Source organism: Limnohabitans parvus II-B4 (genome assembly GCF_003063455.1).
Classification (GTDB): Bacteria; Pseudomonadota; Gammaproteobacteria; order Burkholderiales; family Burkholderiaceae_C; genus Limnohabitans_A; species Limnohabitans_A parvus.
The window spans coordinates 80,993-96,612 of record NZ_NESN01000004.1; the positions used below are offsets into that span (position 1 = coordinate 80,993).

Below are 15,620 nucleotides of genomic sequence, written 5' to 3' on the forward strand. Positions count from 1 at the left end.
ACAGTGGTGTGGCCTGAAGAATCAGGCCACAGGGTTAAAGAGGAATGAAAAACGGACGATGTTGCGAATTTTGCTTATTTTTTGAGCAAATGCTTGCGGCGCACCACGTCGATCCACACGGCCACAATCACCACCGCACCAATCGCCATCATTTGCTTGAACTGGGAGACCTCCATCAGGTTCATGCCGTTGCGGATCATGGTGATCAGCACCGCGCCCAGCAAGCTGCCCCAGATGCTGCCGCGCCCGCCAAAGAGCGAGGTGCCGCCCAGAATGACTGCCGCGATCGCGTCCAGCTCGAACATTTGCGCCATCTTGCCGCTGGACGAATCCATGCGGGCCATGAGCACGATCGCCGCCAGCGCGCAGCACAGGCCCGAGATCACGTAAACGCCCAGTTTGTACCAGCGGATGTTGATGCCCACTTGGCGGGCACCCATTTCGTTGGAGCCCATGGCGTACACATAACGGCCGATTTTGGTGCTCGACAACACAAAGGCCATCACCACAAAAAAGACGCCGGTGATCAGCGTGGGCATGGGCACACCCAGCACATCGCCATAGCCGATGAAGGGCAGGGGGTCGGGCAAGCCTGCGTTGTCAAAACCGCCCGTCAGGTCAAAGGCCAAACCGCGCCACAGCGTCAGGCCACCGAGTGTGACGATGAACGCCGGAATGCCGACAAAGGCCACCAGATAACCGTTGAAAATGCCCACCGCTGCACCAATCGCCAGCGCCACGAGCATGGCCAGATAAGGATCGATGCCCATTTTGATCATCATGTGACCGGCCACGGCACCCGCCAGCGCGGTCAGTGCACCCACGGCCAGATCAACGCCACCCGTCAGGATCACAAAGGTCTGTCCACCCGCGAGCAAGGCGATCACCGAGGCCTGCACCAGGATGTTGGACAGGTTGCCGGTGGTTAGAAAGTAGGGCGAGGCGAAGGTGAGCAAAACGCCCAGCACGAGCACCGCTACCAAAGCGCCGTACCACTCTTGTCGGGTGATGGATTTCATAAATTTCTCAGTATTTCAAAAAGATAAGCCCGGACCTGCAGGTCCGGGCTGGCCCTATCGCGGCCTTGACTTATTTGGCCTTGACTTTCATGAACTGGCCCACGCCGGAGTCGGCAGCGAACTTGTCCACGTTGGCAGGCAGCACCAGGAAGGAGCCGGTGTCGATGCGAGCTTCGACCTTTTTGCCTTGCGCAGCGGCAATGGCGGTTTCCACGCCCACTTGACCGATTTTGGCCAGCATTTGTGCGGCGTTGGCTTGTTGCCAGCCTTGCTTCATCATGTCCAAGCCACCAGGGGAGCCGTCAAAGCCAGCGATTTTCACGTCGCCGGGCTTTTTGCCAGCGGCCATCAATGCGGCTTTGGCACCCAAAGCACCGCCATCCCATGCGCAGGCGATCACCTTGGCATTGGGGTTTGCGCGCAAAGCAGCTTCCACACCGTTTTGGGCCATGGTCTGGTCCCAAGTGGTGGCGACTTCGACGATCTTCACGTTCTTGCGGCCAGCGTTCAGGGCGTCCACAAAGCCTTTCTTGCGCTCTTGGCCAGTCGACTGACCTTGGTCGCCCGTCACATAAATCACGGTGTCACCGTCTTTGATCTCGCCTGCAGCCCATTTGCCTTGCACGTTGGCGGCTTTGATGTTGTCGGTGGCGACGTACGAAGTGATCTTGGAGCCGGTGATGCCGGTGTCCACAGCGACCACAGCGATGCCAGCGGCCAGGGCTTTGTTGATGGCGGGGGCGATGCCAGCGGAGTCGACCGGTGCGATGGCGATGGCGTTGACTTTGCGGGTGATCATGTCTTCCACGATGGCCAGCTGGCGAGACAACTCACCTTTGTCGGCGGCCAACTCGATGAACTTCACGCCTTTGGCCTGACCGGCTTTCTTGGCACCGCCGTTGATCAGCGTCCAGCCTTCGTTGGTGTTGCCGTTGGTGATGTAGGCCACCGTCACGTCAGCGGCCATGGCCGAGGTGAACAAAGTGGCAGCAGCTGCAGCGATGGCCAAACGGCCGAATGTGCGTTTCGTGATCATGGGTCTTATCTCCGTTGTTGATGAGGGTTCCGGCCAAAAAATACTTTTCCTTGACCGCGAACGGATTGGAAACGAAAAACCAGACTAAGTAAACCTAGTAGTTTTACTAATGCGGTAAATCTTGAAATGCGCGATGCTTGCGCCCATTCACAGTGAAAGCAGCCGACATGTCCACCTCCACACCTGTTCTCGAAATCCAGCAACTGACCAAGCATTACGGGGGCGTCAAAGCCCTGACCGATGCGCAATTTCGCCTCTTGCCCGGTGAGCACGCCGCCATCGTGGGCGACAACGGCGCTGGCAAAAGCACCTTTGTGCGCCTGATCACCGGGGCCGAGCAGCCCAACACCGGTGACATCCTGCTGGACGGCCAAAAGGTCCATTTCGAGTCGCCGCTGAACGCCCGTGAGCAGGGCATTGAGACCGTTTACCAAACGCTGGCGCTGGCCGAAGACCTGGATGTGCCGGCCAACATCTTTCTGGGCCGCGAGATCACGCGCCTGAATTTGGGCCCGCTGTCCATCCTCAACCACAAGGCCATGCGCGACAAGTCGGCGTCCATGCTGGCCACCACAGGCGTGAAGATCCAGGACATGTTCGAAAGCCTGCGCGGCATGTCGGGCGGGCAGCGCCAGTGCGTGGCGATTGCCCGCGCTGCCGGGTTTGCCAAAAAACTCATCATCCTGGACGAGCCCACCGCCGCTTTGGGCGTGCAAGAGACGGCCCGGGTGGAAGAGATCATCAAGGGCCTCAAAAAGCAGGGCATCCCGCTGATCATCATCAGCCACAACCTGCGCCAGGTGTTTGATCTGGTGGACCGCATCTGGGTGTTCCGCCAAGGCCGCATCATTTGCAGCCGCCTGACCCGCGAAACCAGCCCCGAGCAAATCGTGGGCTTGATCACCGGGGCCATTGACCCGGCCAGCCTGCCTTCCTCTGAAGTTCAAGAGGCCGCCACATGCTGAAAGGGATCGACCCGCTGCTGACGCCTGAGCTGCTGATGCACCTGTGCGCCATGGGCCACGGTGAGTGGGTGGCGGTGGTGGACGCGAACTTCACAGCCGACTTTCTGAGCCAGGGCAAGCCGGTGGTGCGCCTGCCCGGCCACAGCCTGGAGAGGGTCAGCCGCGCCGTGCTGTCGGTATTTCCGCTGGCCGCCGATGTGACGCAGCCTGCCGCCTTCATGCGCGTGTGCCACAGCGCAGAGGGCCACCGCACGGCGGCCCAGCAAGCGGTGGTCGATTTGGTGGTGGCCGAAGGCTTCAAGCCCGAACAGGTCGAGCCGGTGGAGCGCTATGCGTTTTACGAGAAAATCAAAGGGGCCAGCCTGATCGTGCAAAGCGGCGAGGGCACGGCCTACGGCAACGCCTTGTTTTGCAAGGGCGTGATTCTTCTCTGAAACATCCAAAGTCCCGCAACGCCATGAACAGCGCTCCCCCCACTTCTGCCATGCGTGGTTCCAACCACGTTGGGATGCGCCAGTTCAACGAGCGCATTGTGTTGCAGGCCATCCGGCACCACGGCGCTATCCCCAAGGCCGATCTGGCGCGCCTGACCCAGCTGTCCACCCAGACGGTGGCCATCATCGTGGGCCGATTGCTCGATGACGGTTTGCTGGTCAAGCAAGACCGGGTGCGCGGCAAGATTGGCCAGCCTTCGGTGCCGCTGTCGCTCAACCCGCAAGGCGCGTTCAGTGTGGGCATTCAGGTGGGGCGGCGCAATCTGGAGTTGCTGGTGGCCGATTTCACGGGTAAACCCGTCGAGCGCGTCGAGGTGCTTTACGACTATCCCGATCCCGATCACCTTTTTGCCTCGATGGCACAAGGCCTGCAAACCCTGCAAACGCGCATGGGCGATCTGTGGCCCCGCACCGTGGGGGTGGGCCTGACGGCGCCGCTGTCGCTCCACAAATGGGCCGATTTGCTGGGCGGGCAAGCGGCGCAAGCGCTCGCCCGATGGGAGCACATCGACCTGACGGCCGAGGTGCAGCGCCTGACCGATTTGCCTGTGGTGTTTGCCAAAGACACCACCGCCGCCTGCGTGGCCGAGTTGCTGCAAGGCCATGGCCGCAGCGTGCGCAGTTTTTTGTATGTGTTTGTGGGCACCTTCATCGGCGGTGGTCTGGTGCTGTCGGGCCACATCATGAACGGCGAGCGCGGCAACGCCGGGGCGATTGGCTCGCTGCCAGTGGGCTTGGCATCGACTGGCTCAGGCATGCCGCCGCAATTGCTGCAAAAAGCCTCGGGCTGGCAGCTCGAACAAGCTTTGCTGGCCGCAGGGCAAGACCCCTTGCTGATCCACCAGCCTGCCATCATGGACGCGGCTTACACCGAATACACCGCCCCGTGGATCGCGCAAGCCAGCCAGGCGCTGGCCATGACGGTGGCGAGTTCCGCCGCATTGCTCGATCTGGACGCGGTGGTGATGGACGGCTCTTTGGGTGCGCCGCTCATGACCGCTTTGATGGCGGCCACACAAGACGCGCTGACCCAATACCGGTTTGACGGCATGCACCAACCGCAGTTGTTGGCCGGGGAGGTGGGCGCCCACGCCCGTGCCTTGGGCGGGGCCTTGCTGCCCTTGCACAGCCAGTTTTTCCCGGACAAAGATATTTTTCTGAAGCAGGACGCTGCATGAAGTTCTTCCTCGACTCGGCTGACGCCAGCCAATGGACCTTGCCTGCGGGTTGCCCGCCCGTGCAGGGTGTGACGACCAACCCCACGCTGGTCATGCAGGCAGGTTTGCCGGTCAGCTTGCCGGGCTACCTGCAACTGGTGGCGCAGGCTGGTGAGGCTCGCATCCCCGAGCTGATGCTGCAACTGCCCCGCGCCGATGTGGGCGAAGCTGCGCAATGGCTCGAAGTGTTGCTGCCCGCCGCCGTGCAGGCCCGTGTGCGCCTGACCATCAAACTGCCGTGCCACCCCGATTGGCAGCCGGTGCTGCGCGAGGTGCAGGCTTGGGGCGTGCCCACGCTGCTGACGGGTTTGTCCAACCCGGTGCAACTGCTGTGGGCGCGCGCGCAAGGGGCCCATTTCGTCGCGCCCTATGTGGGCCGCCTGCAAGCCGACGGGCGCGATGTCTGGTCACTGATCGAGGCCTGCGTGGCGGTGCAGGCCGATGGCTTGCAGTTGCTGGCAGCCAGCATCAAGTCGGCCGATGTGCTCTCGCGCCTGATCGCTTGCGGCGCGCATGCCGTGACGGTGCGGCCCGAGTTCGCGGCCGGTCTGGCCACCGACCCGCTGACGCTTGCAGCGATGGCGCAGTTTGACCGGGATGTGGAATCCAGCCAGACGCCTTAAATGCTGCGGTTGCGCGCCAGCGGTGGGTTGCGCGAGAAATACTGCAAGATGCCGCGCATCAGCGCGTCAGTCAGTTGCTTTTGGTAGGCGTCGCTGCGCAGTTTTTCTTCTTCTTCCGGGTTGCTGATGAAGGCGGTCTCCACCAGCACGCTCGGAATGTCGGGCGCTTTGAGCACGGCAAAACCTGCTTGTTCCACCCGGGGTTTGTGCAAACGGCCCACGCCGCCGATCTCGCGCAGCAGGCTGCTGCCCAGCTGCAGGCTGTCCTTGATTTGCGCTGCCGTGCTCATGTCGAGCAGGGCGCGTTGTACCTGGGCATCCTGACTGCCCAGATTGATGCCGCCGATCAGGTCGGCCTTGTTTTCTTTTTGGGCCATCCAGCGGGCCGCACTGCTGGAAGCCGCCCCTTGGCTGAGCGCAAACACGCTGGCACCGCTGGCCTGCGGCGTAAAAAACGCATCGGCATGGATGCTGACAAACAGGTCGGCCTGCACGCGCCGGGCTTTTTGCACCCGCACATGCAGGGGCACAAAAAAGTCGGCATCGCGGGTCAGGTAGGCCCGCATGGGGTTGCCGTTGACGCTGCTGGCGTTGATGCGGTCGCGCAGCAGGTGGGCAATTTTCAGCACCACGTCTTTTTCGCGGGTGCCGCCGGGGCCTACGGCGCCGGGGTCTTCGCCGCCGTGGCCGGGGTCGAGCGCGATCACGATCAGCCGGTCGGTGGTGCCGGTGCTCGCTTGCCGTGGCGGGTGATTCGGGTTGTCCATCACGGCCGAGGGGGTGGGCTCAAAGTCCTGCTTGCGGGTGGTGGGGGCCATTGGCGTTGGCGCTGGCTTGCCGCTGGCTTGGCCTTGCTTGGAGATCAACTCGCCCAAGGGGTCGTTCACCGGCCCAGCATGGGGCAAGGCGGAGGCCGTTGGCTCAGCCTTGGCTGTCGCCCGCTCCTGAATCAGTTGCTCGAGTGGGTCCGCCGCTTGCGCGGGGTACAGATCGAGCACCAGCCGGTGGGCGTAGGCGGCGACGGGTTGCAAGGTGAAGACTTGGGGCGCGATGGGGCGTTTGAGGTCAATCACCAGCCGCACAGTGCTGGCATTGAACTGGCCCACGCGGATGCCGGCGATGTTGGGGTCCGAGGCTTGCACCTTGCCCACCAGTTCGCGCAAGGCGGCATTGAGTTCCAAGCCTTCAATGTCCACCGCCAGCCGGGGTGGCGAGTCGATGAAGGTTTGCCGGGTCTTGAGTGCGGTGTCCGACTCGAGCGTGACCCGGCTGTAATCGGGCGCGGGCCAAATGCGCACGGCCAGCATGCTGGCACCCCGGGCCAGCTGCGCTGCGCCCAAGCTGAGCACCAGCAGGCCGGTTTTGATCAGGCGGCGGCGGTCAGCCTGCATGGTCGGCCTCCGGAGGAATTTTTGCCCATGTTTGCAGCCAATTCAAGCCTCTTGGTGTGCCTGCGCTGATGTGTACGCGACGCTGGTCCTCATCGATCGCGTCCAGCGCAATCACCCAGTCGGGCGGCGGCAGTTGACCCGCCACCTTGTCTGGCCATTCCATGAGTTTCAGGCCCGGCCCGGCAAAGATGTCGCGAAAACCCGCCTCTTCCCACTCTTGGGGATCGTTGAAGCGGTAAAAATCGAAATGCCAGATGGGCCAGGCATCGTCGCCATCGCCAGCTTGGTGCGGCTCGACCACGGCATACGTCGGGCTTTTGATGCGGCCTTGCACCCCGGCGGCGCGCAGCAGGTGGCGCACCAGGGTGGTTTTGCCTGCGCCCAGGTTGCCCCGCAACTCGATGCAGGCATCGCGCCCGCCCGGCCAAGTGGTCAGGGCTTGGGCCAGTTGCGCGGCAAAGGCTTGTGTGGCGGATTCGTCGGCCCACACGCCCTCCCAAACCAGGGGCAAGGGCGGGGTTGTAGCGGGGCTTCCTACAATCGGTGGGTGACTGCTCAACGTACTCAAATCGACCTTCTTGAACTGTGGCCCCAGATCCAGATCTGGGCGCGTGAACTCGGATTGTCCCAAATTGGCGTGACGGGCATTGATTTGACCTCGGCCGAGCCCGGATTGCAGGCCTGGCTGGCCGCTGGTTTTCACGGCAGCATGGGCTACATGGCCAGCCACGGCCTCAAACGCGCCCGCCCCGCCGAGCTGCAGCCGGGCACGGTGAGCGTGATCACCGCCCGCATGGATTACTTGCCACAGGGCTCTCCGCCCGATTGGTTGGCCCGCGAGACGGCGCGGAGCCTGCAGCCCGGTGAGGCGGTGGTGTCGCTCTATGCCCGGGGGCGCGATTACCACAAGGTTTTGCGCAGCCGTTTGCAAAAACTGCAGGACCGCATCGCCCAGGCCATTGGACCCTTTGGTCACCGCGTGTTCACCGATTCGGCCCCGGTGCTCGAAGCCGAGCTGGCCACCCGCAGCGGGCTGGGCTGGCGCGGCAAACACACCCTGGTGCTGAGCCGTGAGGCCGGGTCGATGTTTTTCTTGGGTGAGTTGTTTGTGGACTTTGCCTTGCCCGAAACCCCTGCCGTGTCGGCGCACTGTGGCCAGTGCACCGCCTGCATGGACTTGTGCCCCACAAAGGCCATCGTGGGGCCATACCGGCTGGATGCGCGGCGCTGCATTTCGTATTTGACGATCGAGCATGCCGGGCCGATTGACGAGGCCCTGCGCCCGCTGATCGGCAACCGCATTTACGGCTGTGACGACTGCCAGCTGGCCTGCCCGTGGAACAAGTTCGCACAGGTCAGCCCTTTGCCCGATTGGCAAGCGCGCGAAGGTTTGGGCGCCGGCAGCCTCGTGCAGCTCATGGCCTGGAGCGAGGCTGAGTTTTTGTGCCGCACCGAAGGCAGCGCCATCCGCCGCATCGGCCATGCCCGTTGGCTCCGTAACTTGGCGCTGGCGGCGGGCAATGCCTTGGCGTCCGAAGTCATCACCGCGCCAGAGCGGCAAGCTTTGCAACAGGCGCTGGCGGTGCATCTGGTGCACACCGACCCCGTGGTGCAAGAGCAAGTGTCTTGGTCGCTGGCACAGGTTTGAGTGGGATGGTCATTCTTCCCTTGTCATACCCGTGAACACGGGTATCCATGGCAGCCGAAGCCATGGACCCCCGATCAAGTCGGGGGTGACGGTTGCTGATGTCGGGGGTAACGAATCGCTAGCGCAGCACCCCCAGTGCAAACGGCAAACTCAACATGCCGGACAGTGTGGACAGCGTGACCAGCCCCGCTACATACGGCCCGTTGTAGCCCATGCGTGCGGCCAGCACATAGCAAGTCGATGCCGTGGGCAAGGCCGAAAACGCCAGCAGTACGGTGGCTTGCATGGCGTTGAGTCCAAACAGTTTGGACATGCCCAGTGCGATCAAGGGCAGCAGCAGGTGCTTGACCATGAGCACGCTCATGGCCAGCAATTTGCCTTGACGCAAGGTGCGCAGTTCCATGCCGGCCCCCGCTGCCATCAAGCCCAAAGCCAAAGAAGCCGCGCCGATGCGGCTGACGCTGGGGTCCAACCAAGCCGGAATACTGAAACCCATCAAGTTGAAGGCCAGCCCAGAACTGGTGGCGATGATCAAGGGGTTGCGGGCCAGTTCACGCAAAAAACCGGTATTGGCATGGCGTGCCATGGGCCAAACGGCCCCGATGTTGAACAACGGCACACAAAACCCGATAAGCACCGAAATCAGCAGCAAGCCTTCTGGGCCCGCCAAGCGCTCGGCCAGAGCCAAGGCAATGAACGAATTGAAGCGAAATCCCACTTGAGCGCTGGCCGCATGGTCACGTTTGTCCAGCCGTTTGCCCAGAATCGGCCAGTAAGGCAAGCTGTAAGACAGTGCAATCGCGCAGACCCCCAAACTCAGGCCTGCGCCAATCAGGCTTGACGCGGCTTCCAGATCGAGCGGACTTTTGACGATGGACCGAAACAACAGCACCGGGAACAGGAACAGGTAAACCAAGCTGTCGACCTGTTGCCACACCGAGCGGTTCAGGGCGGTGTAGCGGCAAATCAGGTAGCCGCACAAAATCAGCGAGAAATCTGGGAAGAGGAGTTGGGCAAAGTTCACCCAATGAGCATAACGGCTTCAACAAGCCAGATGTCGGCGGCTTGTCACCCAGGGGTAAGGGGGTTGGGGCTTGAGATGCCCGGATTTTTAACGGTTTTGTGGGTTTATCCTCTCTCAAGTCACCCGCTTTATTGCATATCATGTGCACACTTTTTAGGAGTTTGGACATGAAACGTCGCAGTTTGGTTTCGGCAGCTGGTTTGGCTGTCACCGTTTTGGCCAGTGGTTCGGTGTGGGCTCAGGCTTACCCCAACAAACCCATCAAATTGCAAGTGCCTTTTGCACCTGGCGGCACCACCGACATCGTGGCCCGCGTGATCTCTGAGCCCCTCGGTAAAGCCTTGGGTCAAAACGTGATTGTTGAAAACAAAGCCGGTGGCGGTGGCGTGGTCGGTGCGACAGAAACCACCCGCGCTGCTCCTGATGGTTACAACTTGGGCATGGCCACGGTGTCGACCACCGCCGCCAACCCGGCCATCAACCCCAAGATCCCATACAACGTCTTGACCGACTTCACGCCCATCATCAACATTGCGGCCACGCCCAATGTGATCGCGGTGCACCCCAGCTTTCCAGCCAAAGACTACAAAGGGTTCTTGGCTGAGTTGAAGAAAAACCCTGGCAAGTACTCGTACTCATCTTCGGGCACGGGCGGTATTGGCCACTTGCAAACCGAATTGTGGAAAAGTCTGGCGGGCGTGTTCATCACCCACATTCCTTACCGCGGCGCAGGCCCGGCCCTGAATGACACCGTCGCAGGTCAAGTGCCTATCATTTTTGACAACCTGCCTTCGGCATTGCCATTTATCCAAACAGGTAAGTTGATCCCGATTGTGGTGGCTGCACCTCAGCGACTGCCCCAGTTGCCCAATGTGCCGACCTTCAAGGAAATTGGTTTGGAGCCCGTCAACCGAATGGCTTATTACGGCATTTTGGGCCCTAAGAACCTGCCCAAAGAAGTGGTGGAAAAAATCAGCGCTGGCGTGAAAAAAGCCCTTCAAGAACCCGGTGTGACCAAGCGCATCAACGACACAGGCTCTCTGGTCATCGCCAACACGCCCGAAGAGTTCAGTGCTCAGATCAAGGCCGAGTTCGAGGTGTACAAGAAAGTTGTGGACCAGCAAAAACTCAAGCTGGACTGATTCCAGTCCATGCACGAGGCCAGCCAGAACGCCATCGACCGCTTTGCCGAGGCCCTCTGGCTGGAGGACGGTTTGGCCGCCAACACCTTGGCGGCCTACCGTCTGGATTTGTCGCTCTACGCCACCTGGCTGTTTTTAACGCACAGGCTGGCGCTGGCGGCGACCCAAGAACACCACCTGCAGGCGTACTTTGCAGAGCGGCATGACCAGACCAAGGCCACATCGGCCAACCGCCGGCTCACGGTGTTCAAGCGCTTTTTCAGATGGGCGCTGCGCGAACGCCTCACGCAAGCAGACCCCACCTTGCGCATGCTGGCCGCCAAACAGGCGCTGCGCGTGCCCAAAACTTTGGGTGAGGCGCAAGTCGATGCGCTGTTGTCTGCGCCCGATGTGGCCACGCATCTTGGTTTGCGCGACCGAGCCATGTTGGAGCTGATGTACGCCAGTGGCTTGCGGGTGAGCGAGTTGGTCACACTCAAAACCTTGCATGTGTCGCTCAATGAAGGCGTTCTGCGCATCATGGGCAAAGGCAGCAAAGAGCGCTTGGTGCCTTTTGGCGAAGAAGCGCGTGAATGGTTGCAGCGCTACATGGGCCAAGCCAGACCGGCCATGCTGGGCCAACGCCAGACCGAAGACCTGTTTGTCACCAGCAGTGGCCCCAAGCCCGGCACCGGCATGTCACGCGTCATGTTCTGGAGCCTGATCAAGCGCTACGCCATCGCGGCAGGCATCACCGCACCCTTGTCGCCTCACACTTTGCGCCACGCCTTTGCCACGCATTTGCTCAACCACGGGGCAGATTTGCGGGCCGTGCAAATGTTGTTGGGGCATGCCGACATCTCCACCACCACCATTTACACCCATGTGGCGCGTGAGCGGCTCAAGACGCTGCACGCGCAGCACCACCCTCGGGGTTAGCTCAGCGCGGCCAACTCTGCTTCTTCAAACCCCGCCAAGCGCCGAGCCGCCATGTTGAAAGGCGGGCGCAATTTCGGGGCGTCGTATTGGGCGATCAATTCGGCATAGGTGCGCACCGGGTCGAGGCCGCGCTCGGCGCACAGGTAGCGGTACCAGCGGTTGCCTGCGGCCACATGGCCGATTTCTTCTTCCAGGATGATGTCCAGGATATCGCCCGCCCGGTGGTCGCCCACGCTGACCAGTTTGTTTTTCACGCCCGGTGAGGCGTCCAGGCCCCGCGCTTCCATGGTGCGCGGCACGATGCCGATGCGGGCCAGGACGTCGTCCTTGGTGCGCTCGGCCATGTCCCACAGGGTGTTGTGTGCGGGAAAGTCGCCGTAGTCAAAACCCATGCCCACCAGGTGGTTGCGCAACAAGGTGAAGTGCTTGGCTTCTTCTTGCGCGATGCGCACCCAGTCGGTGTAAAAAGCCTCGGGCATGCCCGCAAAGCGCCAGACCACGTCGAGTGCCAAGTCGATGGCGTTGAGTTCGATGTGGGCAATCGAGTGCACCAGCATGGCACGGCCTTCGGGGGTGGCCATGGATTTGGCTTTGAGCTGGGTGTGGGGCACCAGCTCGGGCTTGGCTGAGCGTCCGGGGCCTGCACTGGGCGATTGCAGGGCTTCGTCGGCGCGCACTGGCAGACTCAGGTCCAGCGCCAAAGTGGCCTGGGCTTTCAGCACGGGGTCGGTTTGGCCCCAAGGGGCCAGGGCGGCAGCGCGTAAAGACAAGGTGGTCACAACAAAATTGGCTTGGATTCAGGAAATGGTAGCAATGGCCTACGACAGGCCGCCAGCCTCCCTACAATTGTAGGTTTCCCTGATTCGGAAACAACTCGGCAACATCCAGGAGACTTCCATGGCCATTTACCAACTCGATAACCACATCCCCGCTGTGGCCGACTCCGCTTGGGTTGCCGACACGGCGCAGGTGATCGGTGCGGTCCATATCGCCGCCGATGCCAGCGTCTGGTTTGGAGCCACGCTGCGCGGTGACAACGAGCCGATTCAGATTGGCGAGGGCAGCAACATCCAAGACGGCAGCGTGCTGCACAGCGACCATGACAAGCCACTGTTGATCGGCAAGCACGTCACGGTGGGACACATGGTCATTTTGCATGGCTGCACGATTGGTGATGAATCGCTGATCGGCATGGGGGCCGTGGTGCTCAATGGCGCCAAAATTGGCAAGAATTGCCTGGTGGGGGCGGGTGCGTTGGTCACCGAGGGCAAGGAATTTCCGGATGGCTCGATGATCGTTGGGTCGCCTGCCAAGGTGGTGCGTGAACTGACGCCGGAACAAATTGAAGGTCTGCGCCAAAGTGCTCGCAGCTACATGCAAAACGCCCGACGCTTCAAGACGGGCTTGAAGAAAATTGGCTGACTTCGGCAGTCCAGAAAAACCATTTAACTTGTGAGGATCAGCCCGAGCGGCTGTTGATTGAACTGTGTCCGAACTCCATAAATTCATTTTTGAAGGCCTGCCGGTGCGCGGCATGCTGGTGCGCCTGACCGATGCCTGGCAAGACATCCTGGCGCGTCGTGCGGCCAATTCCGAGACCGGAGCCTACCCCGCGCCCGTGCGCCAGTTGCTCGGCGAGATGGCCGCTGCAGGCGTGCTGATGCAGGGCAACATCAAGTTCAACGGCGCTTTGGTGTTGCAGATTTTTGGCGACGGCCCGGTCAAGCTGGGTGTCGTCGAGGTGCAGCCTGATTTGAGCCTGCGCGCCACCTGCACCCAAGTGGGCGATGTGGCCGACGACGCGACATTGAGCCAAATGGTCAACGTGAACAACGAAGGCCGCTGCGCGATCACGCTCGACCCGCAAGACCGTTTGCCGGGCCAGCAGCCCTACCAGGGCGTGGTGCCGCTGTTTGGTGACCGGGGCGAAAAGCTGGAGAACATCAGCGAAGTGCTGGAGCACTACATGCTGCAGTCCGAGCAACTGGATACCGTGCTGGTGCTGGCGGCTGACGACAAGGTGGCGGCGGGCTTGTTGATTCAGCGTTTGCCCATTGAAGGCGAGGGCAATCTGGCAGGTAAAACCGATTCACTCATGCGCGAGTCGGTCTTGGGCCAGAGCGAAGATTTCAGCCGCATTTCGATTTTGACCAAAAGCCTCAAGCGCGAAGAGCTGCTGGGGCTGGACGCCGAAACCATCTTGCACCGCCTGTATTGGGAAGAGCCACTGGCCCGGTTTGAGCCCTTCATTGGCGAGACGGGGCCGCGCTTTGCCTGCCGCTGCAACCGCGAGCGCGTGGGCAACATGATTCGAAGTCTCGGCACTGAAGAGGTCGAGGGCATCATCGCCGAGCAAGGCCAGGTGGAAGTGGGCTGCGATTTTTGCGGTGCGCAGTACCGCTTTGACCCGGTTGACGCGGCGGGCCTGTTCACAGGGTTGCCCGCCGATGTGCCGGGCGGTTCGGTGCACTGATCTGCAAGTGTCTTGTAGGAGCTTGCCTGCAAGCGATGGCTGGCAGACCTTTTGGGGTTGCTTCAAGCGATAACGCCAAACCACCTCTTCGGCCGCAGGGGCGGCATCCCACAGAGTCCCTGAATTCGCAGCAGCGATCCCTGCCCCCGAAGGGCCGCTGACCTATCGCTTGGCCAGCAGCCCTGTGAAAAGTCGGTGCTCGCAATCCGGGTCGCTGCATTCGTTGCATTGCCACACGGTACGGCCTTGGTTGATCGCAAATTGGGCGTTTTCTCGGGTCATGCGGGCAGCCTCGTCTTCGCTTGACAAGCCCATGGCCAGCAGTGCGTTGTTCAGCCTTTTGTGCCCTTGCCCGTACACCACGCGGTACGCGATGCCCGCTCGCTCCAGTGCCTGGCGCACCAGGGTGTCCACCGGGCCGCGCACATGGGGGCCATCGCGCTGCAAGCCATCGGCCACCCAAGGCAAATCGAGGCCCGTGATCAAGGTGGCGTCGTAGAGCGCTTGGTGCGCCAAAGCCATGGGGTACAGGCTGTCGTCATCAAACAGCATGTGGCTGTAAACCGCCGTCATGATGGGGGTGGTGTCCGAGATGACCCAGCCCCGGGTGATTCGCGCCACGGCCTGGGCTTGTGCTTGGGCGATGCCCATTTGTTCGTGCGGCAGGGGCGTGCGGCCTTCGCGGTCACACCAAGCGCGCAACACCTCATCCACTGTGCTCACCGCATGCCCGCGCATTTGCATCACACCCGCCAAGGCTTGCGTCAGCCAGGATTTTCCGGTGCTTTCTGCCCCCAGGATGGCCACACGCCGAACGCGGTTCATGTGGCTTGCTTGGGCAAGCTGTGACGCCAGGCGCGCCAACCCCAGACGCTCATGAGGGTGAACAGCACATAGAGCACACAGGTCAACCACAAGCCTTTGTAGGCAAACAGCGCCACGCTGATGGTGTTGACCACCAGCCAGATGAGCCAGTTTTCGATGTATTTGCGGCCCAGCAAAGCCTGACCGACCAGACTCAAGGCGGTGGGCAGGGCATCCCACCAAGCCACATCGCTGTCGGTGAAGTGCTGCAAAAGCAATGCCAAAGCAGGCCACAACACCGCACTGGCGATCACCACCAGCCACCAGCCCCGCGTCGACAAGCGCTGGATACTGAGGGCTGGCTGGGCGTCATCGCCTTTGCGCAGCCATTGCCACCAGCCCCAAAAAGCCAATGCGGCAAAGACCAGTTGCAAACCCGCCTCACCATAGAGCAGGCTGTCTTTGAATACGAAAAAGTAAAGCAAGGAGCTGATGATGGCCAAGGGCCAGCTCCAGTGCAGCTCGCGGATGCTGCAGACCACCATCACCAAGGCCAGCACGAAACCGGCGATCTCGGTTGCGGACATCATTTGGCGATTTGAACGAAGATTTCGTTGGGTTTGACCATGCCCAACTCGTTGCGTGCCCGCTCTTCGACCATGTTCAGGCCTTCCTTCAGGTCATTAACCTCCGCGCTGAGCTGTTCAATTTTGCGCAGGGCCTCCTGGTTGGCCACTTTTTGCTGCTGCAGCTCACGCTCCAGCTCCGCAACGGTAGGCACACCGCCCCGACCAAACCACAGCTGGGCCTGCACGATCGCCAGCAGGGCGATCAGCACGATCGGAACGAGGCGGTTGCCCATGGCG

At 61.5% G+C, this 15,620-nt stretch carries 18 protein-coding genes; 9 read left to right on the forward strand and 9 right to left on the reverse strand.

The window, feature by feature from the left end; translation table 11 throughout:
- Positions 1–74: 74 nt before the first annotated feature.
- Entirely contained in the window at positions 75–1,019 is a 945-nt protein-coding gene (locus B9Z37_RS10970) for an ABC transporter permease (RefSeq protein ID WP_108313073.1), read from the reverse strand.
- A 70-nt stretch (positions 1,020–1,089) separates the two neighbouring features.
- Entirely contained in the window at positions 1,090–2,055 is a 966-nt protein-coding gene (locus tag B9Z37_RS10975; RefSeq protein WP_108313074.1) for a sugar ABC transporter substrate-binding protein, read from the reverse strand.
- A 167-nt stretch (positions 2,056–2,222) separates the two neighbouring features.
- On the opposite strand from B9Z37_RS10975, the gene B9Z37_RS10980 reads away from it, so the two are divergent.
- Genes B9Z37_RS10980 through B9Z37_RS10995 form a run of 4 tightly spaced genes read left to right on the forward strand, consistent with a single transcriptional unit; the run spans position 2,223 to position 5,354 of the window.
- A complete protein-coding gene (locus B9Z37_RS10980; protein ID WP_167394372.1) occupies positions 2,223–3,020 on the forward strand; it encodes an ATP-binding cassette domain-containing protein in 798 nt (265 codons plus the stop codon).
- Entirely contained in the window at positions 3,014–3,454 is a 441-nt protein-coding gene (locus tag B9Z37_RS10985; RefSeq protein ID WP_108313076.1) for an RbsD/FucU family protein, read from the forward strand. Before B9Z37_RS10980 ends, B9Z37_RS10985 begins: the two co-directional genes overlap by 7 nt.
- A gap of 50 nt (positions 3,455–3,504) precedes the next feature.
- Positions 3,505–4,692, forward strand: coding sequence for an ROK family transcriptional regulator (locus B9Z37_RS10990; RefSeq protein ID WP_240606694.1), 1,188 nt, complete (start codon positions 3,505–3,507; stop codon positions 4,690–4,692).
- Positions 4,689–5,354: a transaldolase family protein gene (locus tag B9Z37_RS10995; RefSeq protein WP_108313078.1), complete on the forward strand. Its 666-nt coding sequence runs from the start codon at positions 4,689–4,691 to the stop codon at positions 5,352–5,354. Before B9Z37_RS10990 ends, B9Z37_RS10995 begins: the two co-directional genes overlap by 4 nt.
- On the opposite strand, the gene B9Z37_RS11000 is transcribed toward B9Z37_RS10995, so the two are convergent.
- Together B9Z37_RS11000 and tsaE are read right to left on the reverse strand one after the other, a co-directional pair.
- Positions 5,351–6,745 carry an N-acetylmuramoyl-L-alanine amidase gene (locus B9Z37_RS11000; RefSeq protein ID WP_108313079.1) on the reverse strand — a complete coding sequence of 465 codons (1,395 nt, stop codon included), beginning with the start codon at positions 6,743–6,745 and terminating at the stop codon, positions 5,351–5,353. The two genes, B9Z37_RS10995 and B9Z37_RS11000, sit on opposite strands and share 4 nt — an antisense overlap.
- Positions 6,735–7,256, reverse strand: a complete 522-nt coding sequence (gene tsaE, locus B9Z37_RS11005; RefSeq protein ID WP_108313080.1) for a tRNA (adenosine(37)-N6)-threonylcarbamoyltransferase complex ATPase subunit type 1 TsaE — start codon at positions 7,254–7,256, stop codon at positions 6,735–6,737. The genes B9Z37_RS11000 and tsaE overlap by 11 nt, the downstream gene beginning before the upstream one ends.
- Before the next feature lie 36 nt (positions 7,257–7,292).
- On the opposite strand from tsaE, the gene queG reads away from it, so the two are divergent.
- Complete coding sequence (gene queG / locus B9Z37_RS11010) at positions 7,293–8,393, forward strand: tRNA epoxyqueuosine(34) reductase QueG (protein WP_407067234.1); 1,101 nt, start codon at positions 7,293–7,295, stop codon at positions 8,391–8,393.
- 118 nt (positions 8,394–8,511) lie between these two features.
- Here queG and B9Z37_RS11015 read toward each other — a convergent pair whose 3' ends face one another.
- Complete coding sequence (locus B9Z37_RS11015) at positions 8,512–9,417, reverse strand: AEC family transporter (protein ID WP_108313081.1); 906 nt, start codon at positions 9,415–9,417, stop codon at positions 8,512–8,514.
- A gap of 167 nt (positions 9,418–9,584) precedes the next feature.
- Here B9Z37_RS11015 and B9Z37_RS11020 point away from each other — a divergent pair, with 167 nt between their 5' ends.
- Both B9Z37_RS11020 and xerD read left to right on the forward strand, forming a co-directional pair.
- Positions 9,585–10,559 (forward strand): tripartite tricarboxylate transporter substrate binding protein BugE, encoded by a 975-nt coding sequence (locus B9Z37_RS11020; protein ID WP_108313082.1) that lies wholly within the window; start codon positions 9,585–9,587, stop codon positions 10,557–10,559.
- Positions 10,560–10,568: 9 nt separating this feature from the next.
- Positions 10,569–11,477: a site-specific tyrosine recombinase XerD gene (gene xerD, locus B9Z37_RS11025; protein WP_108313083.1), complete on the forward strand. Its 909-nt coding sequence runs from the start codon at positions 10,569–10,571 to the stop codon at positions 11,475–11,477.
- Here xerD and B9Z37_RS11030 read toward each other — a convergent pair.
- Entirely contained in the window at positions 11,474–12,247 is a 774-nt protein-coding gene (locus tag B9Z37_RS11030) for a ferritin-like domain-containing protein (RefSeq protein ID WP_240606695.1), read from the reverse strand. The two genes, xerD and B9Z37_RS11030, sit on opposite strands and share 4 nt — an antisense overlap.
- A 127-nt stretch (positions 12,248–12,374) precedes the next feature.
- On the opposite strand from B9Z37_RS11030, the gene B9Z37_RS11035 reads away from it, so the two are divergent.
- Complete coding sequence (locus B9Z37_RS11035) at positions 12,375–12,899, forward strand: gamma carbonic anhydrase family protein (RefSeq protein WP_108313085.1); 525 nt, start codon at positions 12,375–12,377, stop codon at positions 12,897–12,899.
- Positions 12,900–12,963: 64 nt separating this feature from the next.
- Positions 12,964–13,950 carry an Hsp33 family molecular chaperone HslO gene (gene hslO / locus B9Z37_RS11040; protein ID WP_108313086.1) on the forward strand — a complete coding sequence of 329 codons (987 nt, stop codon included), beginning with the start codon at positions 12,964–12,966 and terminating at the stop codon, positions 13,948–13,950.
- 162 nt (positions 13,951–14,112) lie between these two features.
- Here the strand turns inward: hslO and B9Z37_RS11045 are convergent, their stop codons facing one another.
- The 3 genes from B9Z37_RS11045 to ftsB are packed head-to-tail and all read right to left on the reverse strand — an operon-like array spanning position 14,113 to position 15,616.
- Complete coding sequence (locus tag B9Z37_RS11045; protein ID WP_108313087.1) at positions 14,113–14,775, reverse strand: AAA family ATPase; 663 nt, start codon at positions 14,773–14,775, stop codon at positions 14,113–14,115.
- Positions 14,772–15,344 carry a nicotinamide riboside transporter PnuC gene (gene pnuC, locus B9Z37_RS11050; RefSeq protein ID WP_108313088.1) on the reverse strand — a complete coding sequence of 191 codons (573 nt, stop codon included), beginning with the start codon at positions 15,342–15,344 and terminating at the stop codon, positions 14,772–14,774. Before pnuC ends, B9Z37_RS11045 begins: the two co-directional genes overlap by 4 nt.
- Entirely contained in the window at positions 15,341–15,616 is a 276-nt protein-coding gene (gene ftsB, locus B9Z37_RS11055) for a cell division protein FtsB (protein WP_108313089.1), read from the reverse strand. The genes pnuC and ftsB overlap by 4 nt, the downstream gene beginning before the upstream one ends.
- Positions 15,617–15,620 lie beyond the last annotated feature (4 nt).

Bases quoted from the DNA above. Each gene is read 5' to 3' on its own strand.
- B9Z37_RS10970 (WP_108313073.1), bottom strand. From the start codon at position 1,019: ATGAAATCCATCACCCGACAAGAGTGGTACGGCGCTTTGGTAGCGGTG.
- B9Z37_RS10975 (WP_108313074.1), bottom strand. From the start codon at position 2,055: ATGATCACGAAACGCACATTCGGCCGTTTGGCCATCGCTGCAGCTGCT.
- B9Z37_RS10980 (WP_167394372.1), top strand. From the start codon at position 2,223: ATGTCCACCTCCACACCTGTTCTCGAAATCCAGCAACTGACCAAGCAT.
- B9Z37_RS10985 (WP_108313076.1), top strand. From the start codon at position 3,014: ATGCTGAAAGGGATCGACCCGCTGCTGACGCCTGAGCTGCTGATGCAC.
- B9Z37_RS10990 (WP_240606694.1), top strand. From the start codon at position 3,505: ATGCGTGGTTCCAACCACGTTGGGATGCGCCAGTTCAACGAGCGCATT.
- B9Z37_RS10995 (WP_108313078.1), top strand. From the start codon at position 4,689: ATGAAGTTCTTCCTCGACTCGGCTGACGCCAGCCAATGGACCTTGCCT.
- B9Z37_RS11000 (WP_108313079.1), bottom strand. From the start codon at position 6,745: ATGCAGGCTGACCGCCGCCGCCTGATCAAAACCGGCCTGCTGGTGCTC.
- B9Z37_RS11020 (WP_108313082.1), top strand. From the start codon at position 9,585: ATGAAACGTCGCAGTTTGGTTTCGGCAGCTGGTTTGGCTGTCACCGTT.
- xerD (WP_108313083.1), top strand. From the start codon at position 10,569: ATGCACGAGGCCAGCCAGAACGCCATCGACCGCTTTGCCGAGGCCCTC.
- B9Z37_RS11035 (WP_108313085.1), top strand. From the start codon at position 12,375: ATGGCCATTTACCAACTCGATAACCACATCCCCGCTGTGGCCGACTCC.
- B9Z37_RS11045 (WP_108313087.1), bottom strand. From the start codon at position 14,775: ATGAACCGCGTTCGGCGTGTGGCCATCCTGGGGGCAGAAAGCACCGGA.
- pnuC (WP_108313088.1), bottom strand. From the start codon at position 15,344: ATGATGTCCGCAACCGAGATCGCCGGTTTCGTGCTGGCCTTGGTGATG.
- ftsB (WP_108313089.1), bottom strand. From the start codon at position 15,616: ATGGGCAACCGCCTCGTTCCGATCGTGCTGATCGCCCTGCTGGCGATC.